Origin of the sequence: Acidibrevibacterium fodinaquatile (assembly GCF_003352165.1) — a bacterium.
GTDB lineage: Bacteria > Pseudomonadota > Alphaproteobacteria > Acetobacterales > Acetobacteraceae > Acidibrevibacterium > Acidibrevibacterium fodinaquatile.
In genome coordinates this window covers 2,707,417-2,733,124 of record NZ_CP029176.1, presented here as the reverse complement: position 1 = coordinate 2,733,124, position 25,708 = coordinate 2,707,417, and the positions used below count along the sequence as shown (strand labels likewise).

20 protein-coding genes and 2 pseudogenes are annotated in these 25,708 nt (G+C 63.1%); 14 read left to right on the top strand and 8 right to left on the bottom strand.

Going from position 1 to position 25,708, the window contains the following annotated elements; translation table 11 throughout:
* Positions 1 to 122: 122 nt before the first annotated feature.
* From DEF76_RS13015 to DEF76_RS12995, 5 genes are all read right to left on the bottom strand, one after another.
* A complete protein-coding gene (locus DEF76_RS13015; protein ID WP_114912708.1) occupies positions 123 to 1,619 on the bottom strand; it encodes a sugar ABC transporter ATP-binding protein in 1,497 nt (498 codons plus the stop codon).
* Positions 1,616 to 2,707 (bottom strand): SMP-30/gluconolactonase/LRE family protein, encoded by a 1,092-nt coding sequence (locus tag DEF76_RS13010; RefSeq protein WP_114912707.1) that lies wholly within the window; start codon positions 2,705 to 2,707, stop codon positions 1,616 to 1,618. Before DEF76_RS13010 ends, DEF76_RS13015 begins: the two co-directional genes overlap by 4 nt.
* A complete protein-coding gene (locus tag DEF76_RS13005) occupies positions 2,704 to 4,821 on the bottom strand; it encodes an ABC transporter permease (RefSeq protein WP_114912706.1) in 2,118 nt (705 codons plus the stop codon). The genes DEF76_RS13010 and DEF76_RS13005 overlap by 4 nt, the downstream gene beginning before the upstream one ends.
* A gap of 167 nt (positions 4,822 to 4,988) precedes the next feature.
* Entirely contained in the window at positions 4,989 to 6,017 is a 1,029-nt protein-coding gene (locus DEF76_RS13000) for a sugar ABC transporter substrate-binding protein (protein ID WP_114912705.1), read from the bottom strand.
* 40 nt (positions 6,018 to 6,057) lie between these two features.
* Positions 6,058 to 7,089, bottom strand: a complete 1,032-nt coding sequence (locus tag DEF76_RS12995) for an ABC transporter permease (protein ID WP_205216000.1) — start codon at positions 7,087 to 7,089, stop codon at positions 6,058 to 6,060.
* Between the two features lie 444 nt (positions 7,090 to 7,533).
* Between DEF76_RS12995 and DEF76_RS12990 the strand changes: the two genes are divergently transcribed.
* From DEF76_RS12990 to DEF76_RS12970, 5 genes and pseudogenes are all read left to right on the top strand, one after another.
* Positions 7,534 to 8,603 (top strand): IS630 family transposase gene (locus tag DEF76_RS12990; protein ID WP_114912704.1). Its coding sequence is split into 2 segments (ribosomal slippage): positions 7,534 to 8,026 and positions 8,026 to 8,603, totalling 1,071 coding nucleotides; the frame shifts between segments, so codons are not numbered across the junction.
* Between the two features lie 11 nt (positions 8,604 to 8,614).
* A pseudogene (gene istA, locus DEF76_RS12985) lies at positions 8,615 to 9,896 on the top strand (IS21 family transposase); the annotation flags it as partial.
* Positions 9,886 to 10,665 (top strand): IS21-like element helper ATPase IstB, encoded by a 780-nt coding sequence (istB, locus tag DEF76_RS12980; RefSeq protein ID WP_114913877.1) that lies wholly within the window; start codon positions 9,886 to 9,888, stop codon positions 10,663 to 10,665. The pseudogene istA and the gene istB, both read left to right, overlap by 11 nt.
* A 175-nt stretch (positions 10,666 to 10,840) precedes the next feature.
* Complete coding sequence (locus DEF76_RS12975) at positions 10,841 to 11,137, top strand: type II toxin-antitoxin system TacA family antitoxin (RefSeq protein WP_114912703.1); 297 nt, start codon at positions 10,841 to 10,843, stop codon at positions 11,135 to 11,137.
* Positions 11,110 to 11,667 carry a GNAT family N-acetyltransferase gene (locus DEF76_RS12970; RefSeq protein WP_456303835.1) on the top strand — a complete coding sequence of 186 codons (558 nt, stop codon included), beginning with the start codon at positions 11,110 to 11,112 and terminating at the stop codon, positions 11,665 to 11,667. Before DEF76_RS12975 ends, DEF76_RS12970 begins: the two co-directional genes overlap by 28 nt.
* Before the next feature lie 33 nt (positions 11,668 to 11,700).
* On the opposite strand, the gene DEF76_RS12965 is transcribed toward DEF76_RS12970, so the two are convergent.
* Positions 11,701 to 13,200 (bottom strand): DUF2779 domain-containing protein, encoded by a 1,500-nt coding sequence (locus DEF76_RS12965; RefSeq protein ID WP_114912702.1) that lies wholly within the window; start codon positions 13,198 to 13,200, stop codon positions 11,701 to 11,703.
* A 264-nt stretch (positions 13,201 to 13,464) separates the two neighbouring features.
* Here DEF76_RS12965 and DEF76_RS12960 point away from each other — a divergent pair, with 264 nt between their 5' ends.
* From DEF76_RS12960 to DEF76_RS12945, 4 genes are all read left to right on the top strand, one after another.
* Entirely contained in the window at positions 13,465 to 13,788 is a 324-nt protein-coding gene (locus tag DEF76_RS12960) for a hypothetical protein (RefSeq protein ID WP_114912701.1), read from the top strand.
* Positions 13,789 to 13,893: 105 nt separating this feature from the next.
* A complete protein-coding gene (locus DEF76_RS12955; protein WP_114912700.1) occupies positions 13,894 to 15,993 on the top strand; it encodes an AAA family ATPase in 2,100 nt (699 codons plus the stop codon).
* 35 nt (positions 15,994 to 16,028) lie between these two features.
* Positions 16,029 to 17,066, top strand: a complete 1,038-nt coding sequence (locus tag DEF76_RS12950; RefSeq protein ID WP_162800639.1) for a helix-turn-helix transcriptional regulator — start codon at positions 16,029 to 16,031, stop codon at positions 17,064 to 17,066.
* The gene (locus DEF76_RS12945; protein ID WP_114912698.1) at positions 17,063 to 17,785 is read left to right on the top strand and encodes an AAA family ATPase; all 723 of its coding nucleotides are present in this window, start codon (positions 17,063 to 17,065) and stop codon (positions 17,783 to 17,785) included. Before DEF76_RS12950 ends, DEF76_RS12945 begins: the two co-directional genes overlap by 4 nt.
* Before the next feature lie 74 nt (positions 17,786 to 17,859).
* Here DEF76_RS12945 and DEF76_RS12940 read toward each other — a convergent pair.
* Positions 17,860 to 19,097 (bottom strand): IS3 family transposase gene (locus DEF76_RS12940; protein ID WP_408842190.1). Its coding sequence is split into 2 segments (ribosomal slippage): positions 17,860 to 18,827 and positions 18,827 to 19,097, totalling 1,239 coding nucleotides; the frame shifts between segments, so codons are not numbered across the junction.
* On the opposite strand from DEF76_RS12940, the gene DEF76_RS12935 reads away from it, so the two are divergent.
* A complete protein-coding gene (locus DEF76_RS12935) occupies positions 19,048 to 19,839 on the top strand; it encodes an AAA family ATPase (RefSeq protein ID WP_114912697.1) in 792 nt (263 codons plus the stop codon). The genes DEF76_RS12940 and DEF76_RS12935 overlap by 50 nt on opposite strands.
* Positions 19,823 to 20,407, top strand: a complete 585-nt coding sequence (locus tag DEF76_RS12930) for a hypothetical protein (RefSeq protein WP_162800638.1) — start codon at positions 19,823 to 19,825, stop codon at positions 20,405 to 20,407. Before DEF76_RS12935 ends, DEF76_RS12930 begins: the two co-directional genes overlap by 17 nt.
* On the opposite strand, the gene DEF76_RS12925 is transcribed toward DEF76_RS12930, so the two are convergent.
* Entirely contained in the window at positions 20,390 to 20,980 is a 591-nt protein-coding gene (locus DEF76_RS12925; RefSeq protein ID WP_205215999.1) for a recombinase family protein, read from the bottom strand. The genes DEF76_RS12930 and DEF76_RS12925 overlap by 18 nt on opposite strands.
* A gap of 116 nt (positions 20,981 to 21,096) precedes the next feature.
* Here DEF76_RS12925 and DEF76_RS12920 point away from each other — a divergent pair, with 116 nt between their 5' ends.
* From DEF76_RS12920 to DEF76_RS12910, 3 genes and pseudogenes are all read left to right on the top strand, one after another.
* Positions 21,097 to 24,072, top strand: coding sequence for a Tn3 family transposase (locus DEF76_RS12920; RefSeq protein ID WP_114912695.1), 2,976 nt, complete (start codon positions 21,097 to 21,099; stop codon positions 24,070 to 24,072).
* Positions 23,984 to 25,003 carry a 5-methylcytosine restriction system specificity protein McrC gene (locus DEF76_RS12915; protein WP_114912694.1) on the top strand — a complete coding sequence of 340 codons (1,020 nt, stop codon included), beginning with the start codon at positions 23,984 to 23,986 and terminating at the stop codon, positions 25,001 to 25,003. The genes DEF76_RS12920 and DEF76_RS12915 overlap by 89 nt, the downstream gene beginning before the upstream one ends.
* Positions 24,993 to 25,595, top strand: a pseudogene (locus tag DEF76_RS12910) (transposase); the annotation flags it as partial. The gene DEF76_RS12915 and the pseudogene DEF76_RS12910, both read left to right, overlap by 11 nt.
* Positions 25,596 to 25,708 lie beyond the last annotated feature (113 nt).

Genomic DNA, 25,708 nt, shown 5'->3' with positions numbered 1-25,708 from the left:
CCACAGCTCCTACACCACTCGGCGGGACAAAGCCCAAATCGATGAAGATGGTGACGTCGTTGTGCCGGCGCTTTGACACTGACGTTATGGAAACTGTCGGCTGAACGCGTCTCTCCGATAACTCAATGAATCGCGGCATACATGATCTTCTCCTCATTTGTTTCCAGCGCGGAGAATTCTTCGACGATCTTCCCCTGACGGGCAACCAGGATACGGTCCGAAAGCGCCATGACCTCCGGCAGATAAGAGGAGATTACCACGACCGCACGGCCCTCATCGGCAAGACGATTGATCAATTGGTGGATCTCGGCGATCGCACCGACATCGACCCCGCGGGTCGGCTCATCGAAAATAATCAGATCCGGCTCCTGAACGAGCGATTTCGCGATCACGACCTTCTGCTGATTGCCGCCCGAGAGTTCGACCACCTTCACGTCTTTGCTGATAGCGCGGACATTCAACCGCTTGATCCAGGTCTCCCCGACGACCTCCGCTTCGCGCTGCGCTACCCGTATCCGTCTCCGCCCGAGGCGGGCTAGCCAGCCAAGATAGATATTTCGCGCGATCGACATCGTCTCGAAGAATCCCTCGACCTTGCGATCCTCAGTGACGTAGGCAATACCGTCACGGATCGACCGCGCCGGCGTTCGATAACGCACGCGCCTGCCATTCAGAAGCACCTCGCCGCCATGAAACATGTCACGCTTCAGAATGCCAGATACGACCTTGAATGTCTCGGTTCGCCCCGCGCCGACCAAACCGAAAACACCCGTGATCTGGCCCGCGAAAACAGAAAGAGAGGTGTTTTTGACAATTGGCAACATGCGCAGATTTTGCACTGAGAGAACGCGCCGTCCGCTCCGGCGAGCGGTCTGCTTACACGTGCCATAGAGCGTCTGCGACAGATCGCGCCCGACCATTGCTTGAACGATGCGTGTGCGGTCGAAAGTGCGTGTGTCATCGGTCACCACGTGTCGCCCATCACGAAGCACCGTGATGCGGTCGGAAACTTGCAAAGCCTCTTCTAGCGCATGCGATATGAAAATGACCGAAACCTCTCGCCGCTTGAGTTCGAAAACCAGATCGAAGAAATATTTTTTTTCCTCCGGAGTCAGCGATGCCGTTGGTTCGTCGAAGATGATGATTTTGGCGTTGTGCAGGACCGCCCGCGCAATCTCTACCATTTGTTTCTTGGCCGCGCCGAGCATGCTGACTGTCGTGGTCGGCGCCACATCAAAATTAAGTGACTGCAAGAATTGCTGTGCCGCGATATAGATCCCGCGCTGGCGGTTGTAGAATTTCTCCCGTCCCAAAAAGAGGTTCTGCGCAACCGTCATGGTTGGCACCAGGCTGTTTTCCTGAAACACCATCGCGATGCCGAGATGGCGTGCCTCGAGCGGCGTGCGCGGCGCGACCTCGCGGCCTGCAACCAGCATCTTGCCGGAGGTGAGGGTAACGACCCCGGCCATCACTTTCGTCAGCGTCGATTTGCCAGCCCCATTCTCACCGACGAGGGCATGGATCTCTGCAGGGTTGAGAGAAAAATCGACTTCGTCGATGGCCGGCACGCCGCCATATGTCTTGGTTGCGCGCAGCAGTTCAAGGACCGGCCCACTCATGTCATAAATTCCTGTTCCAAGGCCGCGACCGGCAGGCATAGGATCTTGCCGCAGCCTTTGGCAAGAACGTAGAGATGCCGATTACATTCGACTGCGGCAACGACGCCGTGATGCGTTCCGTCGGCGCGGCTGTGCAGCGAATAGGCTGCCAACCCGTCCGTGGTCAGCCGTATGACCAAACCATATGAGCGTGGCGGCGCCCAGGGCTTCAGGATTCCCATAGTCTTGATATGAGCGCCTTGCATTGGCTCGAGAAAGGTCTCGCTGGCACTCAGCTTCGGCGCAATCCAGAAGCGTGGCTCAATTTCACGCATCATGCGCCGTCGGTAGGCAGTCTCCTGCAGAACGAATTCGACGAGTTGCGTGCGCGCGGTGAAGGCGGTGAGCCAGAAGCCGCCTTCTGCTGCCGGCGTGATGCGTGACGGGTACACCGGTAGATACTCAAGCAGCGGCCCGCCATCGCCGCAGGTGATAACGCGATGAGCCCAGCTTTCGCTGATCCAGATTGCGGCGCCGGCGGGGCAGATTCCGAACGCATATTTCAAGCCATTAGCGATCTCGCGCGCGCTGTCTGCGTGCAGGTCGAGTTGCGCGGCGCGCCCGCTTCGTCCGCCCGACATCAGGTCGTGGCACCAGCGCTCGCAAGGATGCTCGCGTGAACCATCCGTCAGGAGCAGGCCTCGACCATCGGCAGTAGGCGCGAGCGCATTGACGGCGTTGAGAGGGCGGTTGGCGACGCTCGTCCAATGTTTGCCGTCATGCGTACCGCCAAGGATCCGCACCTCTCGCCCATCCACCGCGACCGCGAGCGAGCCCCCGGGAAGGCAGCAGAGCGCGGTGACCATGCCGCCGAAGCGATGGATTTCTGTCGGCTGATCATGATCAAGGCGGAGCACGCTCTGGCCTGCTGCGGCATAGACATGTGACCCGTCGGTTGCGAGATCTTCGGCGGTGTCGAGCGTGAGAAGAACCGGTGCGGTTTCCAGTGCCTGGTTCGGCTTCAGCGGACCATCGAAGGGAGGGATGGTGCTCGCCGCTTCGCCACGGCCGAACAAGCGATCGGTCAAGCGCCGCATCCCCGCGATCATGACGAGATCCCCCAGCGCCGATCATAGTGCACGAAATCGGGGTCGGCATGCGCCAGCCGGTAGCGGCCGATGCGATTGTTCATGATGCCGCCGAGATAGAGATGGCCGCGGTGCTCACGCATCGAGGTTATCATAGGATGATTGACGCCGCCGAGATCCCAAAGCGATTCATGGACGCGCCCCTGCTCGTCGAATTTGATGACGCAGCCGGTATTAATATTGGGGAACAGCCACTCATCGATCGGCAAACGCTTGGCCATGCGGCGCCGAAAGCCCGGCATGCGCCATGCGAGATCGAGCGCCGGGCAACGCATGCCGACGAGAGCGAGCCAGTAATTGCCGTCGGACGCGAGGTTGATGTTATCGGGGTAGCCGGGAAGGTTGTCGAGCAGAGTCTCCATGCGACCCGCTTTCGCGCCGTCAAACCAATAACGCTTGACGGTACAGCCCCATGTCTCAGCAAACAGAATCGATTGCCTGTCGCTTGCGATGCAGATGCCATTTGGGAATTTAAGGCCACGAAGAACGGTGCGCGTCGTCTCCGTATTGGGATCATAACAGATGATGCGCCCGTTGCCGCGCGCCTCTAGCCCGTCCACCGGCCATTCATGCATCTCATAGCGCACCGTCGCTTCGGAGAAGAATACGCGCCCGTCATCAGCGATGTCGAGATCATCCGCGAGCCGCAGGCGGCTGTCATCGTTTACCGAGCGCAGGCTGCGATTGGTCTCGTCGGTCGCCTTCTCGACCTGGCGGTTGCGGGTGATACGATAAAGACCCATCCCGCCAACGCAAACATAAAGCGAGCGGTTCCGGTCGAATGCCATCCCGAGGGGTTGGCCGCCGATATGCGCATAGACCTCCATGCGCTCGTAATCCGGTGGGAAGAAGCGGATGATGTCGCCATGGCGCGAGCCCGCGTAGAGATTATCCTCGCTATCGAGGATGATGTCTTCCGGCGCCTCAATGCGACCGACGCCGATTTCGGTCACGTCGCGCAGTCGATCATTCAATGCGAAGGGGGTACCGCTTGCGGCATCGGTTTCGGGGATCGGCGGCATCGCATGATAGGTCGGGCTGACATAGACCTTGCTAATGATGCGGGTGCGGTTCTTTACCCAGCGTATGTCGATCATTGCAGCGATGAGAAGGATCGATGCCAGAACCATGCGGTTGACGCCGCCCGGAGCGGAGAGTGTCGTCAGGCCATTGGTGATCAGCAGCACGATCAGCGTGCCAGTGAGGGCTTTGGCGACCGACCCTTTGCCGCCGCCGAGGCTGATGCCGCCGAGAATCGCCGCGGTGAGAACGGTTATTTCCAGCCCTACGCCGATATCGCCGCCCACCGTGCCCAGGCGCGCCGCAAAAAATAGCGCAGCCATGGCAGTGAGGAATCCGCTCCCGACATAGCATTGCGCGATGGTACGGCGAACCGGAATACCCGAGTTGAACGCCGAACGTCTTGATCCTCCGATGGCGACTACGTGCCATCCGGGGCGGAGCCGAGTTAGGAAGACATGGCCGAAAATCGCAATGGCGGCGTAGACCAGAACGATACTCGGGACGCCGAGAAGGGTGCCGCCGCCGATGAAGTTCCAGAGCGGGATGTCCGGAAAAGCGGCGGCGATCTGGTTGGAATGGCCAAATATCAACAGATCATAAGCAGCGCGATAGACGATGAGCGTGATCAGCGTGGTGATGAAGGCGCGAAGCCTGAAAAATCCGATGAGGATGCCATTGACCGCGCCGAGCAGCGTGCCCGCGAACAGCGTCGTCGGGATTACCGCCCAGACCGGCCAGCCAAGTACGTCGAGGCAAAACAGCGCGCAGAAATCGGTCAGCGCGAACATCGAACCAATTGAAAGATCAATGCCTCCGACGATGATCACCAGCGACATGCCGAGCACACAGAACCCGATCTCGCAGGCTTGGCGCGCTGTGTCGGCAAGCCCCGCGGCGGAGAGAAAGCCCGGGATCGCCTCGCTGAACACGGCAGCCACGATCACCAAGACGACGGCGGGAATCGCGGTTTCAGTCCATCGTTTCGAGAGAATTTCGCCTACCAGATGATCTGGCCAATACCGATAGCGCAGGCTGACGAGACGTTCGTTCATGGCGTTTCCCGTGGTGGCGTCGCGGAGAGCGGTAGGCGGCGGTGCCAGCCTCATGGCCTGCGCCGCCGAGAGAGCATCAGAGCACGATCGGATCAACTCGGCTTGATGATTTTTCGGGAAGAATGAAGGAGCCTTCCCATACCGGAATGGTGACGCAGGGGCGCCGTCTAGGATTTGTGCTGCATGGCCGCGAGACTCCAGCAGGTTCCGGGTGCGTCCGCGTTCGCCTTCGTGATCGGGATGAGTGTGGTGTAGATGGAGCTTCTCGTCTCGCCCGCCTTCATCCCCGATGCCAATAGCCATTTGATCATCGCCGCCATATCGGCCGCTTGCGTCGGCACATCGTAGCTGACATCAAGATCAAATGCGCCGGACTTCACCTGGTCGCATGCCCCGCGGGTCTCGCCGCCACCGGAGGTCGCGACGAACACTTTGCCAGTGAGCCCACTTTCCTTAACGGCCGCCGCAGTACCGATATCCATACCGTCCCAGAATCCGACGATGCCGCAGATATCGGGATGTTGTTTCAGCACGGTCTGCGTGATGGCCTTGGCCTTCGCCGCGTCCCAATCGGCGGCCTGGCTAGAGACGACCTGGACTTCGGGGTGTTTCGCCAGCACATTCTCGACACCCTTCAATGTGTAGGCGCTGGCCGCCGCCGATAGAGCACCTTGGATGATGGCGATCTTGTTGGACTTGCCCTTGCACGCGTCGACGACCGCCGAGGTGTCCCGCTCGCCGATCTCGACCCAGTTGGCGCCAACGAAGGCTGTGCTGTGATAGGCTGAACCCATATTGATCTGGATAACGTAGATGCCTTCCTTCTCGGCACGCTGCAGCAGCTTCGCGTAGGTTTGCACATCGGGATTATGGGCGATGATCACCGCCGGCTTTTCTGAGATCAACGTGGTCACGGCTTGCGCGCCGGCATTGGTGCTCCAATTTGGATCGCGCACCTCGACCTTGACCCCATATGGGGCGAGTTCGTTTTTCACGCCGGCGTACCAGCCTTCGGTGAGGTCAAAATTCATCGCGACCGGGACAAAGGCAACAACTTTGCCTTCAAGCGCCTTGTTAAACTGCGCTTGAAAAGGCTCTTCGAGCCCTTGTTGCGCGTGTGCCGGAATCTCCGCTGTCAGTGTCAGCATGCCAAGTCCCGCGAGTACCGGCATCGTCCATCGCATTAAGTAATCCATCGTAACCTCCCTTGCTTCGGCGACGAAAATTCCTCCGGCGTCAGATATCGCCTTGCTGCGCCGTTTCCTCGTTACGTGGGTTGAGAAAGGAGTCGGCGAGAATCGCGGCCAGCAGCACCAGCCCCTTGATCAAATTCTGGCCAGAATAGGAAATGTCCATGATGGTCATTGCATTCAGCATCGTGCCAATCAGCAGCGTACCGATGATGACGTTGAGAACCCCCCCGCGCCCGCCGGAGAGGCCGATGCCGCCCAGCACGACGACCAAAATAACATCGTAGATCAGAGTTGAGTTATAGATGCGCGTCGGCATGCTATTGACCGAGGCAGCCAAGACCAGGCCAGCGAAAGCGCCGATCAAGGCTGCAAGCACGTATTGCAGGACGATCACCGGCCGGGTCGGAATGCCAGTGATGCGCGCAGCATTGGGGTTGTCCCCGATCGCGTAGATAAAGGCGCCGATCCGTGTCAATCGGAGGAATAGTGCGACGGCGATGGTGGCGATGCCAAACATGATGATCGGCACGGGAATGCCTGCGATCGTACCTTGGCCGATCACGGTGAGGCCATTCATGCCCGGGCTCCACTGCACGACATCAAGCTTGAACAGCGCGACCTGGCCCAGCCCGGCGAGGAATAGTCCTGTCGCCAGTGTCGCAAACAACGACGGCACTTCAGCATAGGCAATCAGCCAACCGTTCAGGAGACCAAAGACGAGGCTAAGGGCGAAGGCGGTGAGCAGCGCGTAGGCCAAAGAATGGCCGTTCTGCACCATCTGCAAAACCAGCCCCGGCGGCACCGCGAGGGACGCGACCAGCGAAATGTCGATGCCGCGGCCGACCACCGCCACCGCCATGCCAAGCCCGAGGATGCCGAGCACTGCAACATTCTGAAGCAGAGTCAGCATGTTACCGGTGGTCAGGAATCCATGCAGAAAAAAAGCAAAGAGCACGAATAAAATGGCAAATAGGGCGAAGACAATGTTTTGCTGACTCGGTCGGAACCAGACGGCAGCGGCGTACCACCTATTAGAAGGCTTATCGCCACGGAGTCGCATGACTTGCTTCTGCATCTCGGACGGAAGTCTCCCTAAAGGCCGGCTTTCTCAACCATTTTCTTCGCGCACTAAGCGAAACGCAATTGGTTTTGCAATTGGACGCCTAGCGTTGACACCCACGATGGATAAACAGCCCTCAAATTATCACGCCACCGCGCCGCAATCATATTTTCGGGATGGCGCAGATTTTTGTCAAGCATCCGGTTCGGTTCCGACACTTCGATGGTTTCTGCACAGCGAATCCGACGTTGGACACAGTTTCCGCGAATTTCTGCATTAGGGAAAGTGCGATCGCGTTTCTCTCGCGCCGGTGTCTCCGAAGCCGGGGCAAGGGGCTGTGTCCCGCCGAGTGGTGTAGGAGCTGTGGGTAATACCAACCTGAGGTTCCGTTGACTCGAATGTGAGTTGGTGCGGCTCGGGCGGGTATGATTCGCTGAGCTTCCCCGGAGGAGGCTTGCGATGACGGTAGCGATAACGCGTTTGGACTTGTCGGCTATGGCGCTGCGCGAGCGGGCGGCTCGTGCGACGGATGCGAAAGTTTCGAGGCGCCTTTTGGCGATTGCTCTTGTTCTTGAAGGCTGGTCTCGGCGCGATGCGGCCGAGGCTTGTGCCATGGACCGCCAGACGCTGCGCGACTGGGTGCACCGTTACAATGCATTGGGACCTGACGGACTGGGCGATGCGCCGCGCCGCAACGGCCCGCCGCCCCGATTGTCGGCTTCGCAGCAGGCGCAGATCGCGGCATGGGTCAGGCAGGGCCCGGACCTGGAGCGTGACGGCGTGGTGCGGTGGCGCTGTGTTGACCTGCAGCGACGGATCGAGACCGAGTTTGCGGTTACCCTGCACGAGACGTCGATCAGCCGATTGTTGCGGCGGCTCAAGTTCACGCGGGTCCAGCCGCGTCCGTATCATCCGAAGAAGGACGCTGCGGCACAGGACATTTTTAAAAAGACTTCGCTGGCCTGGTAGCGGCGGCGATCCCGGCCACGGCGGCCCGTAAGCCGATCGAGGTGTGGTTCGCCGATGAAGCCCGTGTCGGTCAGAAGGGAACCCTGAGCTATGTCTGGGCAGAGCGGGGTTCCCGACCACTGGCGGTGCGCGACAATCGCCATGACTCCGCCTATCTGTTTGGTGCCGTCTGCCCAGCACGCTGTCTTGGTGCCGCCATCATCATGCCGGCGGTCAACAGCGAGGCGATGGCCGAGCATCTTCGCGAAATCAGCACGCAGGTCGCGCCCGGTGCGCACGCCGTGCTGGTGCTCGATGGCGCCGGCTGGCATCAAGCCGGCGAACGTTTGCCGGTGCCCGACAACATCAGCCTGCTATCGCTGCCGCCCTATTCGCCAGAGCTCAACCCAGTCGAAAACATCTGGCAATTTCTGCGCAGCAACTTCCTAAACCATCAGGTCTGGAACAGCTACGACGAAATCCTTGCCGCCTGCCGAAACGCCTGGAACAAGTTCATGCAAATGCCAGAACAAATCGCTTCGATCACCCAACAAGACTGGATCAAAGCGGTCATTAGATAGGCAGGTTGGTATTACATGCTGATCTGAGTGCCCTGGGCTATGAAGGTTCGTATGCCCGGGTCGCCGCGTTTGTGCGACGCTGGAAGGCTGAGCGGCAATGGGAACAGCAAACCAGTGGCCGCAGGACGTTCGTGCCGCTGGTTTTCGCGGCCGGCGAGGCGTTCCAGTTCGACTGGAGCGAGGACTGGGCGGTGATCGCTGGCGAACGGATCAAGCTGCAGGTCGCCCATACGAAGCTGTCGCATAGCCGGGCATTCATCGTCCGGGCCTACCCGCTGCAGACCCACGAGATGCTGTTCGACGCGCTGGCCCAGGCGTTCCGGGTATTGGGCGGGGTGCCGCAGCGCGGGATTTTTGATAACATGAAGACCGCGGTTGATCGCATTGGCACGGGCAAGGCCCGACAGGTCAATGCCCGCTTTGCCGCCATGGCCAGCCATTATTTGTTTGAGACGGATTTCTGCAACCCGGCTTCGGGTTGGGAGAAGGGCCAAGTTGAGAAGAACGTCCAGGACGCCCGGCGCCGGTTATGGCAGCTGGTCCCCAGCTTCCCACATCGACGCCCTGAATGCCTGGCTTGAGGAACGTTGCCGTGAGCAATGGGGGCAAATTCAACACGGGGCTCTGCCTGGCACCATCGCCGATGTACATGCTGCCGAGATGGCCAGCCTGATGCCGCTCGGGCGGCCCTTCAACGGCTTCGTCGAGCATACCAAGCGGGTGTCGCCCACCTGCCTCGTGCACTTCGAGCGCAACCGCTACAGCGTACCAGCCTCGTTTGCCAACCGGCCGGTCAGCCTGCGGGCCTACCCCGAGCGGATCGTCATCGCCGCTGAGGGGCAGATTTTATGTGAACACGCCCGGGTCATTGATCGCTCCCATCACCTGCCCGGCCGGACGGTCTATGACTGACGGCACTATCTCGCCGTCATTCAGCGCAAGCCTGGCGCTTTGCGCAACGGCGCGCCCTTCGCCGAGCTGCCCGAAGCCTTCAGGCAGCGGCAAAGTCAGCTCCTGCGCCGCCCTGGCGGCGACAGGGAGATGGTCGAGATCCTGGCCCTGGTGCTCCAGCATGACGAGCAGGCCGTGCTCTGCGCTGTGGAACTGGCGCTCGAGGCGGGCCTTGCGACCAAGACCCATGTCATCAACGTTCTGCACCGGCTGACCGACGGTAAAGCGCCGCCGGCAGCGCCGATCGACGCGCCCCAGGCTCTGCGCCTGACGCGGGAGCCAATGGCCAATGTCGAGCGTTACGACGCCCTGCGTGACCGGGAGCGGCGCCATGCGTCATGATCCCGCCAGTGCTGCCGTCGTGGTGATGCTGCGCGGCCTCAAGATGTACGGTATGGCCCAGGCCGCGAGCGACTTGATCGAACAGGGCGCTCCTGCCTTCGATGCCGCAGTGCCCATCCTCTCCCAGTTGCTCAAGGCGGAGGTGGCCGAGCGCGAGGTCCGGTCAATCTCCTACCAGATCAAGGCGGCCCGCTTCCCGGCCTACAAGGACCTCGCCGGCTTCGACTTCACCGCCAGCGAGGTAAACGAAGCCCTGGTCCGGCAACTGCACCGCGGTGACTTTATGGGCAATGCCGACAACATCGTGCTGATCGGTGGGCCGGGAACGGGCAAAAGCCATATCGCCACCGCGCTCGGTGTGCAGGCGGTCGAGCATCACCGCAAGAAGGCCCGGTTCTTCTCAACCGTCGACCTGGTTAACGCGCTCGAACAGGAAAAGGCCCTGAATAGGGCCGGCCAATTGGCCGAGCGCTTGCTGCGCCTCGACCTCGTCATCCTCGATGAGCTCGGCTATCTGCCGTTCAGCCCGTCAGGCGGCGCGCTGCTCTTCCACCTGCTCAGCAAGCTTTACGAGCGCACCAGCGTCATCATCACCACCAACCTCAGCTTCAGCGAATGGGCAGGCGTCTTCGGTGATGCCAAGATGACCACCGCCTTGCTGGATCGCCTCACCCATCATTGCCACATCCTCGAGACAGGCAACGACAGCTTCCGCTTCAAAGACAGCAACGCAAAACCAAAACCACGAAAGGAAAAATCAGCCACTTGACCCGCCCCATCCAACGCGGAACATAAACTTCACCCGGGTCAAATCTCGATGAAAATCCCGGGTCAGATCTCAGCGCAAATCAACATGACCGCTGCTGGGAGCGCGCGGCAATGCGCCTCGTATTGCAAAACGCGCTACGGTCTCCTACATTCGCGCCACGACGAAAGGGACCACCATGACCGGCGCGGCCAAACGCAAAGACCACCCGCTCTCGATGCGCCTCCCGGAGGGCGACATCGCCATCATCGATCGTGCCGCCGACCTACGCGGCCGGTCGCGGACCGACTTCGTGCGGGAGGCGGCGGTCCGGGCCGCCGAGGAAGTGCTCATGGAAAGCGCGCTGCTCCGCATGACCCCGGAGGGCTTTGAGGCGTTCGTCCAAGCCGTCTCCGCGCCTGCCGCCCCGGTGCCCGAAATGGTGGCATCCCTCCGCCGCAAAGCGCCGTGGGAGAAGGGCACGGCGAAGCGCTGATGGTGGAGCCGCCGCTCTCCGCCCCCGAACTGCTGAATCCCGGCCACGATGTCGCCCAGTTCTCCTGCGGCAAGCCCTCGCTCGATCATTGGCTGAAGACCCGGGCGCTCGCCAATCAGCAGAAGGGGTTCACCGTGGTCATGGTCGTCCACATGGCGGGCCGAGTGGTCGGCTATTACGGCCTAGCGCCAACCGCCATCGTTCCCGCCGCCCTGCCGCGCCCGATCCGCACCGGCCAGCCGCCGAACCCGGTGCCGTGCATTCTGCTCGGCCAGCTTGCCACCGATCTGGCCTGGGTCGGGCGAGGGATTGGCACCGGGTTGTTCAACCACGCGCTCGCCCGGAGCGTCAGTGGCGCCGCGCTGATCGGCGGGCGCGCCTTGGTGGTCAACGCCGTCGATGACGGGGCGGCCGCGTTCTGGCGCCGACGCGGGTTCCTGCCGTCCAAGGACGACGCACTGGTGCTGTTCCGGTCCATCGCTGACATCGCTGCCTCGCTGAGGACCGCCAAGGCCGACCGTCGGCCCTGAACGCAGGTGACCGTCGTTCCCTGGTTGATGCTGTCAGGGTGAACCGCTTGGCCATGATTGGAGCAATTGCACCAGCGCGCGGTGCACTTCGACCATCGCCAATGTGTCGCGCTGGCAATAGGCCAACAGCGCTCCACGCAGCCGCGCGACCTCCGCCGGATCGACAATCGCGCCCGACGCCATTTGCGCGAACGCTGCTGAAGCCGCCACTCCGTCCGCGATGTCTGCAAGGTCATCGTACCCAAATCCCGGGCTGAGAGCAGGGGCGACGGCCTTGATCGAGTTGCTGAAACTGAAATCGGGAAAATACACCGCGCCGCGCACCACGGGCAGGAGGTCGGCCAGACGATTGATGATCGCGGTGATCGGCCCGGCCAGATCCGGAAATTGCGCTGCCAGCGCCTTCAGTTGTGTCCGCTCGTAAGCGGAATAGACGACGATTGGCAGGTCCGATCCGTCCAACGCAGCGATCAGGGTCTCCGCGAACGCCCGCCTTGGGTCTCCATCGGTGCCCGCCAGGAATGCCTGGTGGCTCAGAGTTCCGTCCGCCGCCAGGACATGCAGCGACCATTGAAACGGCAGGGTCTGATACGGCCGCGTGCCCTCGTAGAGCGGGATCGGCGGCATCATCGCCTCGAAATCCAGGTAGCAGGCAGGTGGTCCGAACCGATGCAGGAGGCGCGCCAGATCGGGCGCCACATAGGGCTGGCCGCTGGCGATGGCGTCGCGAATGATTGCCTGCTTGCCCGCCAGCGGAAAGTCGGACGGGATGTCGGAGATCGCGGTGACGCCGAGCGCGTCCAGCCGATCCGCTTGCGCCGCGGTCAGACGCGGCATGTAACGGACCCAGTCGGTCGGCTTATCGGCCGTGCAGCGGTCCCAGAACTGGCACGCATAGGGATTGCTGCACTGCTTGCCTGGTTCGGCGTGCGGGAGTGTCTCGCGGCCCAGGCTGTCACGCATGGCGGCCAGACGGTGTGGCACCTCAGACATCCGAGCGGCCAGGTCATCGGATACGTCCACCCGGGCGAAGAACGCGGGCCAATCAATCGCGCCCGGCCCGCGCACATAGGCCGTGTTGACGTGCAGCACCTCGATGGCGCTGAGTAGTACCCCCGCCGCTTCGAGGACATGGGCCTGCAAGGCGATGTCATCGAGATGGTGGTCCTTGACCCCGCCGCTGCTTTTGACCTCCAGCAGTCCCCACCCGTCGGGGCGGCGTTCGAGCACATCGACGCGCAGACGGACATCGTGATGTGCGAAAGCCGCCTCGAAGATCGCCGGAATGGATGGGTCCTGCATCAGCGCGGCCGTGCGCGCGACGGCATCGGCATGCTGCCAAGGGGCCTCCTCGACCCGCACGCCGCCGGGGAACAGCAGCTGCGCCTTGCGGCCGATCTCCAGACCGACATCGATCGGGGAGCCGGGCGCCGGCTCCTCGTAGCCCTGCGGCTCATGGACCTGGAGCCACAGGCGACGGAGGCACTGGAGGCCGGCCAGGTAGCGGGACTTGGTGAGGTGCGGCGTGGCCATGATGGTCCCTCAGAGCAGATACCCGAAGAGTGGGATCCGTCCGCGGCCTGCGCAACGGAACAATCCGGGCCCGGCGCGCGACCCCGTCCAGTTCCGTCGTCGCAGCGGCGCATTTTTGTCGCGCGGCAGGATGACAAACGCCAATCAGGAGGCTATGTCTCGGTCCATGCGATGAGCACATGACCTCCTTGAACATTGGTAATAGCCCGCGCCCGGACTCTGTCCGGTCGGTCTGGCCCGTGTTCGCTCTTCGAGGAGGTCATCATGTTTCGCGTTCAGGCTCCCGTCGTCGTCATCTTCGCCACCGAGGCCCGTGCGGCCCTCGGCGCCCAGCAGCGCGCCGTTGGGCGTGCCGCTTGGCGCGCGCTCGCCGGCCTCGGCCAGGGGCTGGAGATGGCGCATTTCCAGATCGTTTTCGCGGGCGTGACGCTCGCCGTCAGCTCGCGCCTGCGCAACGACGGGTTCATCGTGATCGAACTCGGCCTCGGTGACCCGCGGCAGGCCGCGCGGGTCATCCCGGCGGCGCAGCTCCGCCACGCCGAAGCCCGGGCGCGGCGCAGGCACACGCTGGCGTCTTACCTCTGCTGATCCCGGCGACGGGGATGGCATCGCCGTCCCCGTCTCGCCGCTGCGTCCGGTTCTGACGTTCCGCCGCCCCATTCCTGCGTCATTCGATCCCGAGGAGATCGTTCCATGCCCCTTTCCACCCCCCGGCGCGTCCCGGCTTCGTGTTTCAGCACCGCGCGCGGCCGGACGCGCTTTGCGCTGCAGCTTGCCGCACGCGCCCACGCTGCCATCGATCGCCGCATGTCCGAAGCATCGGCGCTGGTCGCCTGGCTCAACGAGAACGCCGCGAGCCTGGCCCTGGCCGAGGCCGATCTGCCGGAAGAGAATATATTCCTTGGCCGTCGCCGCGTCTTGTCCGCGCCCGAGTGGCGCGGCGTCGGTGCCGCGATCGCCGCGGCATTGGCCGGCCTGCCTGCCCGCGCCGACACCGTGGCCGATCTCTGGGGTGCGGCGATTGCGCGCAGGCTGGCTCTCGATCCGATCGAGGCTGCCATCTTCGTTCTGGCGCTGCAATATCGCCTCGATCCGCTGGCGGAGAACCTGTTTGATCGGCTCAGCGCCGCCCGCAGCGGCCCGACCCGTTTCCACCGCGACCCGGCGCTGATCGGCATGCTGTTGGGCGAAGATCCCGCCAAGATTGCGTCCCGACTCACTGCCCGGGCGCGCCTGCCGGCGAGTGGCCTCCTCTATCTCGGCCGCGATGGCGGTCTCCACGTGCCCAGCCCGCTGGTTTTGCTGAGCCGCGCCGGCACGAAGCCGGCCACGGATTTTTACGACCAGTTGCTCGGCACCGCGGCGGGCACGCCGCCGCCGTGGGAAGCATTCGCCCATCTTGGCCGCGAGGCGGACATCGCCGCAAGCCTGCTACAAGCGGCGCTCACCGGCCGCGAGAGCGGGGTCCACATCCTGCTCTACGGTCCGCCTGGTACCGGCAAGACGAGCTTCGCCATGGCGCTCGCGATCCATCTCGGCGTCAGGCTGCGCCCGGTCACCGAGGCGGATGACGATGACGGCGAGCCTGATCGCGAGGAACGTCTCGCCGGGCTTCGCTGGGCCGGGCAGATCGCCCCGCGCGGCGACACGGTTTTGCTGCTCGACGAGGCGGAGGATCTGTTCGCGCCACGCCGCACCATGCTCAACGAGCCACGCACCAGCTCGCGTGTGTTCATGCACCGGCTGCTGGAGAACATGCCGGTGCCGGTGATCTGGACCGCCAACGACATCGGCGTGCTCGGCTCGGCGGTGGTGCGGCGCATGACGATGTGCGTGGAGATGAAGGTGCCGAACCTCGCCATCCGCACGCGGCTGTGGCGGCGCATGGGCGAAGCTGAGGGCGTGGTGCTGGCCGAGCCCGAGGCGGCGCGGCTCGCCCGCCTGGTGCCGGCCGCGCCCGCCGTCGCCGCCACCGCGCTGCGTGGTGCGCGGCTTGCCGGCGGCGGGGCGGAAACGGCGCGGCTGATCGTCGCAGGGATGGCGCGCGCGGTGCACGGCGGGGCACTGCCTGCCCCCGAGCCTGAGCCGGCCGCGCTCTATGACCCCGGCTTGATCAACGCCGACACCGATCTGGCGGCGCTGACTGCGGAACTGTCGCGCCCGGATGCGCCGCGCGCCATCTCCTTCCTGTTGTCCGGGCCGTCCGGCGCGGGCAAGAGCGCCTGGGTGCGGCATCTCGCTGCGCTGATGGGGCTGCCGGTGCTGCAGAAGCGGGCGTCCGATCTGCTCGACCCTTATGTCGGTGGCACCGAGCAGAACATCGCCAGGGCGTTCGCCGAGGCGCGGGAGGCGCAGGCCTTCCTGGTGTTCGACGAAGCCGACAGCCTGCTGCTCGAGCGCGGCGACGCTGTGCGCAGCTGGGAGATCAGCCAGGTCAACGAAATGCTGACCTGGATGGAGGCCCATAAGCTGCCTTTTGCCTGCACCACCAACCTCGCCGAGCGGCTGGACCGGGCAAGCCTGCGGCGGTTCCTGGTCAAGCTGCGGTTCGGCTGGCTGACCGAGGCGCAGGCGCGAATGGCATTCCGGCGCTTCTTCGGGATGGCGGCGCCGGCGGGGTTGGACGGGCTGCGATGCCTGACGCCGGCGGATTTCGCCCTCGTTGCGCGGCGGGCGGCGCTGGGCGGGGCGGCGAGCGATCCGGCGGCGCTGCTGCGGCTGCTGGCGGCGGAGAGCGTGGGTCGGGCCGGCGGGCGCGGGCCGCTCGGCTTTGCCGGATCGGCGGCGCCATGATTGCCAGTCCGACGCGGGGCGGGCAGCATCGCGCCATGCGCTACGCCCCGGCCGAACGCCTGCTGCGCCTGGCTCGCCATCTGGCGGGTACGCGCACGGGCCTGACGTTGGACGAGATGGCGTCCGAACTCGCGGTGGGGCGGCGGACGGCGGAGCGCCTGCGCGACTCGCTGCTTGCGGTGTTTCCGCAGATGGAAAGCTGGGACGACGAGGAACGCGTGCGGCGCTGGCGGCTGCCGGCGACGGCGCTGTTCGGCCTGGTCGAACCGCGGCCCGAGGCGGTGGCGGCAATCGAGACCGCGGCGCGCGAATGCGCCGGGCGGGGCGAGACCGAGCGGGCCGGGCTGCTGCGCGAGACGGCGGCGACCTTGCGCGCGCTGATGCGCCCCGACGCGCTGCGCCGCGCGGAGCCGGACATTGCGGCGCTGATGGAGGCGGAGGGGATTGCGATGCGGCCGGGGCCGCGGCCGGTCCTCGCGGCGGGTGTACTGGCAACATTGCGGCGGGCGATCCTAGGGATGCAGCTGGTGGTGGTGCGCTACGCCGGGCCGGGCGCGGAAGAGCCGGCAACGCGCATCCTCTGTCCCTACGGGATATTGTATGGCGGGCGCGGCTGGCTGGTCGCGCATGTCGAGGGGTTGCCGGAGATGCGGCTGTGGCGGCTGGATCGGATCGCCTCGGCCGATTTGCTGGATCGCGGGTTTGCGCGGCGGGGGGATTTCTCGTTGTCGGACTATGCGGCGCAGTCCTTCGGGGTGTTCCAGGAAGAGCCCGTGGATGTGGTGCTGCGGTTCACACCGGAGGCGGCTGAGGACGCAGCCGGGTGGGTGTTTCATCCGTCGCAGACGATGGAACGGGACGGGGATGGGGGGCTGATCGTGCGGTTCCGGGCTGGCGGGATGCGGGAGATGTGCTGGCATCTGTTCACGTGGGGGGAGGCTGTGACCGTGGTCGATCCGAAGGTGCTACGCGATCAGATAGCGGAGATCACTGCATCCGTGGCGGCACATCACGAACGACCAAGCAAGTCAGACAATCTGGCTAACGTAGACGAGATGAGAGACAAGCCATGACTGTTCGTTGGATGGCAATTGATACGCAATATGCAAGTTACGCAGATCTAAAACAGAGAAATGTGGTTGCTCAAGGCTGGCGAGATCTTGGTGATATGAAACAGTTCATTGAGGAAAACCGGAACCAGGAAAGGCAGCCGGTGGAGCAGGATATATCGGATATGTTGCATAACAATTTCCCAGGATTTCAGGAAACCCTTCCTGGCCGGCTATACGCCTATTTCTTCCAACTCCAGACCGATGACATTCTCGTTGCCATTGAGGGTGTGAATGTACGCGGCGTGTGCAGCCTAGACCAAGGGTTCCGATACAATTTTTGCGTTGAAATCGAATATGCACATCAATTCGGTCCCGTAGAATGGGTAGACTGGAATGATGTCTCGCCCAACTGGACGCCTCAACCTCCTGCGCAAGGCGTTTTGGCTATCGCCAATGCGCGACAGGATGGTGCAGAGATTTCAAGAATATACCACCGGTACATCCAAAAACGGGATGCAGAGCGAGCAATGCAGAACTGGGCAGCACTTCTGCGCGCGCAGAAACAGATCATCTTCACCGGCCCTCCTGGAACCGGAAAGACACTTCTGGCCAAGCAGCTTGCCGCTTTCATGCTGACCAATGCCGTGCCGGAGATTGGTGAGGTCGATCAGGTGCTAGCGAAGTTGCGAATGCCATTCCAGGAAGATCAGCCGGGAGCCTGGGATATTGTGCAGTTCTGAGCTGGTCCCTGTGATGAGGACCATGGACCTGGGAAATTAAGTTGGAAGTAGCGCCGTTCTGACCTCCATGAAAATCAAGCTGCTTTTTGCTGCTGTTGTGGCTGTGGAGATGTGGTCGACGCGGTAGCGTCGTCCAAGCTCGCCGCCACGGCGAGCGTCATATCCACAGCCATCGGCGGCAGCGCGCCGATCATCGCTTCGCGCCAGATCGCCATCGGCGCACGGTTCCCCAGCGCCTGATGCGGGCGATGGTTGTTGTAAAAACCCATCCATTCGGCCAGGCCGGCGCGCAGTTCGGTGCCGTCAACGTAGCCCTTGATATAGACGTCCTCGTATTTCAGCGACCGCCAGAGCCGCTCGATGAAGACATTGTCCATCCACCGGCCCTTGCCGTCCATCGAGATCTTGATCCCCGCCTGCGCCAGAGCGCCGGTGAATTCCGTCGAAGTGAATTGCGACCCCTGGTCGGTGTTGAAGATCTCCGGCCTGCCGAACCGCGCCAACGCCGCCTCGAGCGCCGAGACGCAGAACCTGGTGTCCATCGTATTCGATACCCGCCACGCCAGCACCGCTCGGCTGTGCCAGTCCATGATCGCCACCAGATACAGAAAGCCCCGGCCGATCGGCAGATAGGTGATATCGGCGCACCAGACCTGGTTCGGCCGGTCGATCACCAGACCCCGTAGCAAATAGGGATAGATCTTGTGCCCGGCCCCGGGCTTGCTCGTCCGTGGCTTCGGGCCCAGAGGCACGATCCCCATCAGCCGCATCAGCCGCCGCACCCGTTTGCGGCCGACCCGGATGCCCTCGGCCGCGAGCATCGCCACCATCCGGCGCGACCCCAGGAATGGCCAGCGCAGGAACAACTCGTCGATCCGCCGCATCAGCGCGAGATCATCGTCGTTCGCCGGCCGGCGACGCCGATACACGCCAGACCGTGCCACTCCCAGCAGCGCGCATTGCCGCCGGAGCGACAGGGTCGGATGATCTCGGTCGAGCTTCGCTCGGCGGTCCGGGGCGCTCACTTTCCGAACCTCACGGCAAAAAAATCATTCTCGATCGTCAGCTGCCCGATCTTCGCATGCAGCTTCTCGATCTCTCGTCGCGCCGCAACCTCGGCATCCTGACCCACTTTCGGGTCAAAGGCGCGCGCCGCGTGGTCCTGCAGCTGCTTCTTCCAGGCATAGATCTGGTTCGGGTGAACCTGATACCGCGCCGCCAGATCGGCGACCGTCGCCTGCTCGCGCAGCGCCTCCAAGGCGATCTTCGCCTTCAGCGCCGCATCAATCTTCCGTCTCGTCTTCGTCGTCATCATCCGCTCCGTCTATCACGACAGAACGGCACTCTTCCAACTATGCCCCCGGTCCCATTTTCCGGGTCCAGCTCAGTTCCACCCCTCCTACAACTACGATGACTTCGTCCGCGGCATCCGAATCCGGACCAATGAGGGGCAGACCAACTATACCGTCGAGAATGGCCCTCTCCTGCGAATGGCGAAAACAGCTGCGGACAGGCGGGATCAGAAATTCATTCTGATCATCGACGAGATCAATCGTGCCAATGTCGCCGCTGTGCTTGGGGAGATGATCTACGCGCTGGAATATCGCGGGCAACCGGTCGCGTTGCAATATGGCGACGGTGGCGCGACGGCGCGGCTGCCTGAAAACCTCTACATCATCGGAACCATGAACACGGCCGACCGCTCGATCGGCCATATCGACTATGCCGTCCGCCGCCGCTTCGCCTTCATCCCGCTCCATCCCGAGCGGCACGTTGTGGAAGCATTCCACCAGGATGCCGCGCTTCGCAATGCCGCGCTTTCCAAGTTCAGCGCCGTCGCTGCGCTCTTCAAGGGCGAACAAGCCCTTCTTAGCGCCGATTACCGTGCAGAAGATGTGCAACCCGGCCATTCGTATTTTCTTGTTAATGACGAGGACGATCTCAATCGGCGGATGAAGTATCAGGTCGGCCCTCTTCTTCGCGAATACGTCGCCGACGGGGTGTTGAAAACAGAGGCAATCCAAAGAATCGGAGAGATTGAAGGGGGTGCTTGATCGGGCCACGGCGATGCGCACCGAGGGTTGCCCGGTTCGGCTTGCCGATCTCGTCGACGATGATGCGGTGTGCCTCTTGCGCAACGCGGCTTCGGCAGCCCTCGGGGATCAGAATGAATCTGCCCGCTATTTTGGCCTGACCCCTTACTCCGATCAGTCCGCCGAGGGACGACTCGGCTTCTTCGTCGGGATCGGGCGCCTCTCGGAAGCGCCCGCGCGTGTTCTCCGTGTCGGGCCGCGCGAATTCGGTGGCAACGGTGCTGAGTTCTGCATCGACTATCTTGCTCTCTATGCTGCGTGCGCCGTCGACCCGGAGGTGTCGAGCCATCTCGACCAGTGTCTTTCCGTCTACTCCGATGAAGCGCCGATTGACGCGCCAGATGAAGGTGTCTGGTCGCCGTTGATCGCGCTGGCTTATCTCAAGGCTGTGCACGAGCTCGTCCAGCGCTATCTTCGCCGTGGCTTCATCAGCCGTGAGGAAGATCTCCGCGACCGAATCCGCGGGCAGGTTGCGTTCGGGGTCATCGTGGATTCTGTACCAAATCCTACGCTAAGGATTGGCGAGTGAACGTCTTACAGACGTGCGTCCGATCTTAAGCTGCTTAGCGATGGCCGATTTGCTCAAGCCATTTTGGGCGAGTTCACGGATTTGCGTTGCTTTTCCGGCGATTTTTGCCGGACGGCCATGCGGACGGCCATCCTTGCGAGCTTGAGCAATCCCCGCCTTGACCCGATCACGCAGGATGTCGCGCTCAAACTCCGCGAATACGGCCAACATGCCGGCGAAAGCCCGGCCGGCGGGCGTTGTCAGATCGAGCGCCTCGCTCAGGGACACGAAGCCCACGTTCAGCGCGGTCACCTCTTGTAGAGTGGAGACGAGATCGACAAGTGAGCGGCCCCAGCGATCGAGCCGCCAAACGACGATGACGTCGATTTCTCTTCGACGGGCAGCGCGCAACAATTCCTCGCGACGCGGGCGGGTCTTGGCCCCGGAGCCGACTTCTTCGATCGTCGACGCGATGCTCCACCCTCTGCGTTCGGCGTAAGCGCGCATGGTTTCGAGCTGCATGGGCAGCGTCTGTTGGTCATGCGTCGACACTCTGGCGTAGAGGGCGACTCGCTCGGCTTCGACCCTGGCCAAAAACCCCTCCGAATTGGAGCCGTGCAGACCCCTGCATTTGCTGAGATCGATGTGCGCTATTGCGCTATGGCCAGAAACTATAGTTTATGGCCATATCCGTAAAGCGAAAACGCGCCATGCCTCGTCGCCACATTTTGTCGTTGCAGTCGCGCGCCGCGCTTTTTGACCCACCGACAGAGCCCGCAGCGATAGTAAGGCACTACACTTTCTCGCCTGAGGACATCGGGCTGATCCGCCGCCGGAGGCGCGCCGTCAATCGGCTCGGGTTCGCCGTAAATCTCGCCTATCTCAAGTTTCCCGGCCGCGTACTGCGATCTGACGAGACGCCGCCGGCCGAAATGCTCGCCTACATCGCCACTCAGACCGAAAGCGAAGTGATCGAGTTCGAAAGCTACGCAAAGCGCGAAGAAACCCGGTGGGAACACCTTGGCGAACTCGAAGCCTACCTCAATGTTCGCCCATTTCGGCGCGACGACAAACGCGCCGTTGCGCAAATTGCGATCGAGTACGCGACAGGCTCGGATCGCGGCGACGTCATTGTCGCGCCGATGGTGGAATACCTGCGTGAGCGGCGCATCCTGCTTCCTGCCGCCGTCACTTTGGAGAAGGTCGCTCTCGCGGCGCGCGCGCTGGCTCGTAAGCGCGCCTATAAGAACCTTGGCGAAGGTCTCTCGCCGGAATCTATCGCGGGATTGGAATCTCTTCTCGTCGTCGCCAGAGGTGAAGAGCGCACGTCGTTCGCCTGGCTGCGGGACTGGCCCGAAGCGCCGCGCCAGAAAAACCTTCTCGCTGTCGTCGAGCGGCTTGAAGCCGTGCGCAAACTCGGTGTCGGACCAGATCGGGAGAAGCGCATTCATCGCGCCCGCTACGCAACGATCGCCAAGGAAATCTCCATTTTCGTTCCCCGCGACATCACGCGCTTCGACGCTCCGCGCCGTTTGGCGACGCTGATCGTTTTTGCCCGTGAGATGGAGGCCGCTCTCACCGACGCCGCACTCGCCATGTTCGACAAGATGCTTGGTGCAGTCTTCCGTCGCGCCGACCGCGCTCACAAGGACAAACTGATCGACCGCGCCAAGTCGCTCGACGCCTCCGCACGCGCCCTGCTCGGCATGGCCAAGGCCATGCTTGAAGCCAAGGCGAAGAACCAAGACCAGGTCGCGGCCGTCGAGCGGGCTCTCGGCTGGGAACGCCTGAAGGCGCTCGTCGCCGCGACGGAAACGGTCGTCATCGACGCCAGGCCCGACAACCTCGGCGAAGTTGTCGAGCGCTATGTGAGCATCCGACGCATGTCGCCGGTTGTACTCGGCGCGTTCGCCTTCCGGTCATGGAAGGAGAACGATCCGCTACTCGCCGCGCTCGATGTCGTGCGTGAACTCCACGCCAGCGGCGCGAATAAGCTTCCGCCACGAACCCCGACAGGTTTTCTGCGGCCAGCATGGCGTAAGGTCGTCAAGGCCGAGGCTGGGCTCAATCGCCGCGCCTACGAAGTCGCGGCCATGATGAGTTTGCGCGACCGATTGCGATCCGGCGACGTTTGGGTCGAAGGTAGCCGTGCTTTTCGCGCTTTCGACGATTTCCTGCTCCCGCGTGACGCTTTCAAAAATCGGCGCTCAGCCGGCGAATTGGATCTCGCCGTTCCCGATAGTTTCGAGGCCTGGCGCGATACGAAAACAAGACTTCTGGAAATGCGCCTCGGCGAGATCGACGCGCTCGCCGCCGCCGGCGAATTGCCCGAAGCCTCGCTCACGCAAGAGGGGCTGTCTATCAGCGCAATTCGCGGCTCGGAGAACGAGGCCGCCGACGCGCTCGTGCGCCGTCTCTACGCCATGTTGCCACGCCTGCGCGTCACGGAATTATTCGCGGAAGTTCATGGCTGGACGGGATTCGCCGACCGCTTCGCCCATTTGCGCACTGGCGTGCCGCCGGACGACGCGCGTGCGTTGATGACCGCCGTGCTCGCCGACGCCACCAATCTCGGCCTGACGCGCATGGCGCGCAGCGTCGGAGCTTTCAGCCATTCCCGGCTGTTATGGGTCGCCGAATGGCATGTGCGCGAGGAAACTTATCAGGCCGCGCTCGCCTGCATTTCCGACGCCATCCATGCGCAGCCGCTCACGAGACTCTGGGGCGACGGCGACACGTCGTCGTCGGATGGCCAATTCTTCCGCGCCGGCGGCCACGGCCAGGCGCGCGCAGACTACAACGCCAAATACGGCTCCGATCCGGGCGTGAAATTCTACACCCATGTTTCGGATCGCTACGCGCCGTTCCATTCCAAGGTCATCGCCGCGAACGCGAGTGAGGCGGCGCATGTCCTCGACGGCCTCATGCACCACGAAAGCTCCCTCGACATTCGCGAGCATTATACCGACACCGCCGGCGCCATCGATCACGTGTTCGGCTTCTGCCAATTGCTGGGGTTTCGCTTCGCGCCACGCATTCGCGACCTTGCTGACCGAAGACTCTACATCGTCGGCGCGCGCTCGACCCACAAGTCGCTCGAACCTCTGGTCGGCGGCACGGTCGACCTGCGCGTCATCGCCGAAAACTGGGACGAAATCCTGCGCTTAGCGGCGTCGATCAAGGCCGGAACCGTCGCGCCCTCGGCGATCCTGCGCCGTCTCGCCGCCTATCCGCGACAGAACACGCTCGCCAAGGCGCTCAAGGAAATCGGCCGCATGGAACGCACCTTGTTCACGCTCGACTGGATCGGCGACCCCGTTTTACGCCGGCGAGCGAACGCCGGCCTCAACAAGGGCGAGGCACACCATGCCCTCAAGCGGGCGGTCTTCTTCCACCGCCTCGGCGAAATCCGCGACCGCACCTTCGAAAATCAGGGCTATCGCGCATCCGGCCTCAACCTCGCCGTCGCCGCAATCATCCTCTGGAACACGGTTTATCTCGGCCGCGCCGTCGACGAATTGCGCGCGCGCGGCGAAATTATCGCGGATGATCTTCTCACGCATGTCGCGCCGCTCGGCTGGGAACACGTCGCTTTCAATGGCGACTACGTCTGGCCCACAGAGCCCCTCCCCAACGCATTTCGGCCGCTACGATACCCTCGGGCCGAGTTCCTCGACGCGGCTTAGCGTAGGATTTGGAACAGAATCCACGATGACCCCGTTCGGTCGCTACGCCGCACGGAGCCTCGCACGCGGCCATCCCGAGATCGTCCCCTGCCGCTTCCAGGCACTCGAGCAGGACACGCTGGAGAACCGCATCCTGCGCACCGCCTTGACGTGCGCCCGCCAGCTGCTCGACGGAGCAGCGGGACAGGGCCTCGGCGGCCCAGAGGCGGCTTGGCGCATCTGGTCACGGCAGGCGGATGCGGCGCTCGCGGGGGCGGCGATCGCGCGGATCACACCGCGCGATTTTCACGTCGCACGCAAGGCCGGCGCCTATCGGCACTACGCCCGCCCGCTCGCGCTTGCCCGCGCGGTTCTGACGCGCACGGGCTTCGACCCATATCAACCGGTCCCGCAGGCGGCCGCCCGCCTTGTCCCATTCCGCCTGGCGACCCCTGAATTGTTCGAGCGCTATGTTGAGCTTTGCCTTCGCCGGATCGCGGGCTGGAAAATCTGGGCCGGCTATCACGACCAAAATCTTGTCGAGAAGGGCAAGTCTTTTATGGTCCGCCCCGACTTCCTCGCATGGCAGGGTGATCGTCGCGTCATCGTGGACGCCAAGTACAAGAACCTTTCGACCCAGCGCCCCGGTGGGGCAGACGACGACAACCCTCTGCGGTGGGATGTTTATCAGACGCTCGCCTATTCTCGGCACCGGGCCGTGAAGAGGACGTTCTCGCCGGAGCCGCCTAACGAGCCGTCGGCCATAGTCCTCTGTTATCCTGCGCGGGCGTCGACGGATGCCCTAAGCGAGGCGGGCAGCGCCCTGCAAGCGGCACTCACAGGGGAAAATCACATTTTGCACTCCCACATCTGCGATTTCGACTTGCCGGTGGTTCTTGTTGGTCTGCCGGTGCCGACCGCCCCAGGTAATGGCATTGGTCCCGGAGCATGATGTGCTCGCCCCCTCGCGCGTCGGCGCGCCGCGGGGGCCGCGCAGCCATGACGGCACCATCATCCCCGCGACGATCGACACGATGTCGGGCACCGACCTGACGACGACGATCACCGGCGAGGGCCAAGCAGCCGTGTTCATCGCCATCGACCACTGCACCACTGAGTGCATCGGCATCCACGCCGCCCGACGGGCTACCCGCTTTGAGGCATTGGAGCCGATCCGCCAGGGCGTGCGGCAGTATTTCGGCGACTTCGTCGAGGACATCGCACGTGGCCTGAGCCTACGCCGCGATCACGGCTCGCAATACATGTCCGACGCGTTCCAGGGCGAGTTGCGCTTTCTCGGCATCGAAAGCTCGCCCGCATTCGTGCGCGCGCCCGAAGGCAATGGCTGCGCTGAACGCTTCATCCGAACGCTCAAGGGGAACCTGCTGTGGCTGAGAACATTCGAAACCGTCGAGGAACTCCGCCTCGCGCTGCTCGCGTTCCGCGAAACCTACAACACCACATGGCTGATCGAACGGCACGGCTTCATCACGCCGGCTGCTGCCCGCCAAACCCAGCTTCAATCCGCCGCGCTCGCGGCGTAGGCTTCAACCCAGTGTCTCACAAACCTCCGCCTCCTCCGCAGATGGCTGATCGGGCTTCTTTGCGCCCTGCTGGCCCGTCTCACAGCCGCCGCCAACTCACCACCCTCCGTCCC

Coding starts and splice junctions, on each gene's coding strand:
- DEF76_RS12965 (WP_114912702.1), bottom strand. CDS start 13,200: ATGGCCACGCCGCACCTCACCAAGTCCCGCTACCTGGCCGGCCTCCAG.
- DEF76_RS12975 (WP_114912703.1), top strand. CDS start 10,841: ATGACCGGCGCGGCCAAACGCAAAGACCACCCGCTCTCGATGCGCCTC.
- istB (WP_114913877.1), top strand. CDS start 9,886: ATGCGTCATGATCCCGCCAGTGCTGCCGTCGTGGTGATGCTGCGCGGC.
- DEF76_RS12955 (WP_114912700.1), top strand. CDS start 13,894: ATGCCCCTTTCCACCCCCCGGCGCGTCCCGGCTTCGTGTTTCAGCACC.
- DEF76_RS13005 (WP_114912706.1), bottom strand. CDS start 4,821: ATGAACGAACGTCTCGTCAGCCTGCGCTATCGGTATTGGCCAGATCAT.
- DEF76_RS12960 (WP_114912701.1), top strand. CDS start 13,465: ATGTTTCGCGTTCAGGCTCCCGTCGTCGTCATCTTCGCCACCGAGGCC.
- DEF76_RS12995 (WP_205216000.1), bottom strand. CDS start 7,089: ATGCAGAAGCAAGTCATGCGACTCCGTGGCGATAAGCCTTCTAATAGG.
- DEF76_RS13000 (WP_114912705.1), bottom strand. CDS start 6,017: ATGGATTACTTAATGCGATGGACGATGCCGGTACTCGCGGGACTTGGC.
- DEF76_RS13010 (WP_114912707.1), bottom strand. CDS start 2,707: ATGATCGCGGGGATGCGGCGCTTGACCGATCGCTTGTTCGGCCGTGGC.
- DEF76_RS13015 (WP_114912708.1), bottom strand. CDS start 1,619: ATGAGTGGGCCGGTCCTTGAACTGCTGCGCGCAACCAAGACATATGGC.
- DEF76_RS12950 (WP_162800639.1), top strand. CDS start 16,029: ATGCGCTACGCCCCGGCCGAACGCCTGCTGCGCCTGGCTCGCCATCTG.
- DEF76_RS12945 (WP_114912698.1), top strand. CDS start 17,063: ATGACTGTTCGTTGGATGGCAATTGATACGCAATATGCAAGTTACGCA.
- DEF76_RS12915 (WP_114912694.1), top strand. CDS start 23,984: ATGGCGACTACGTCTGGCCCACAGAGCCCCTCCCCAACGCATTTCGGC.
- DEF76_RS12920 (WP_114912695.1), top strand. CDS start 21,097: ATGCCTCGTCGCCACATTTTGTCGTTGCAGTCGCGCGCCGCGCTTTTT.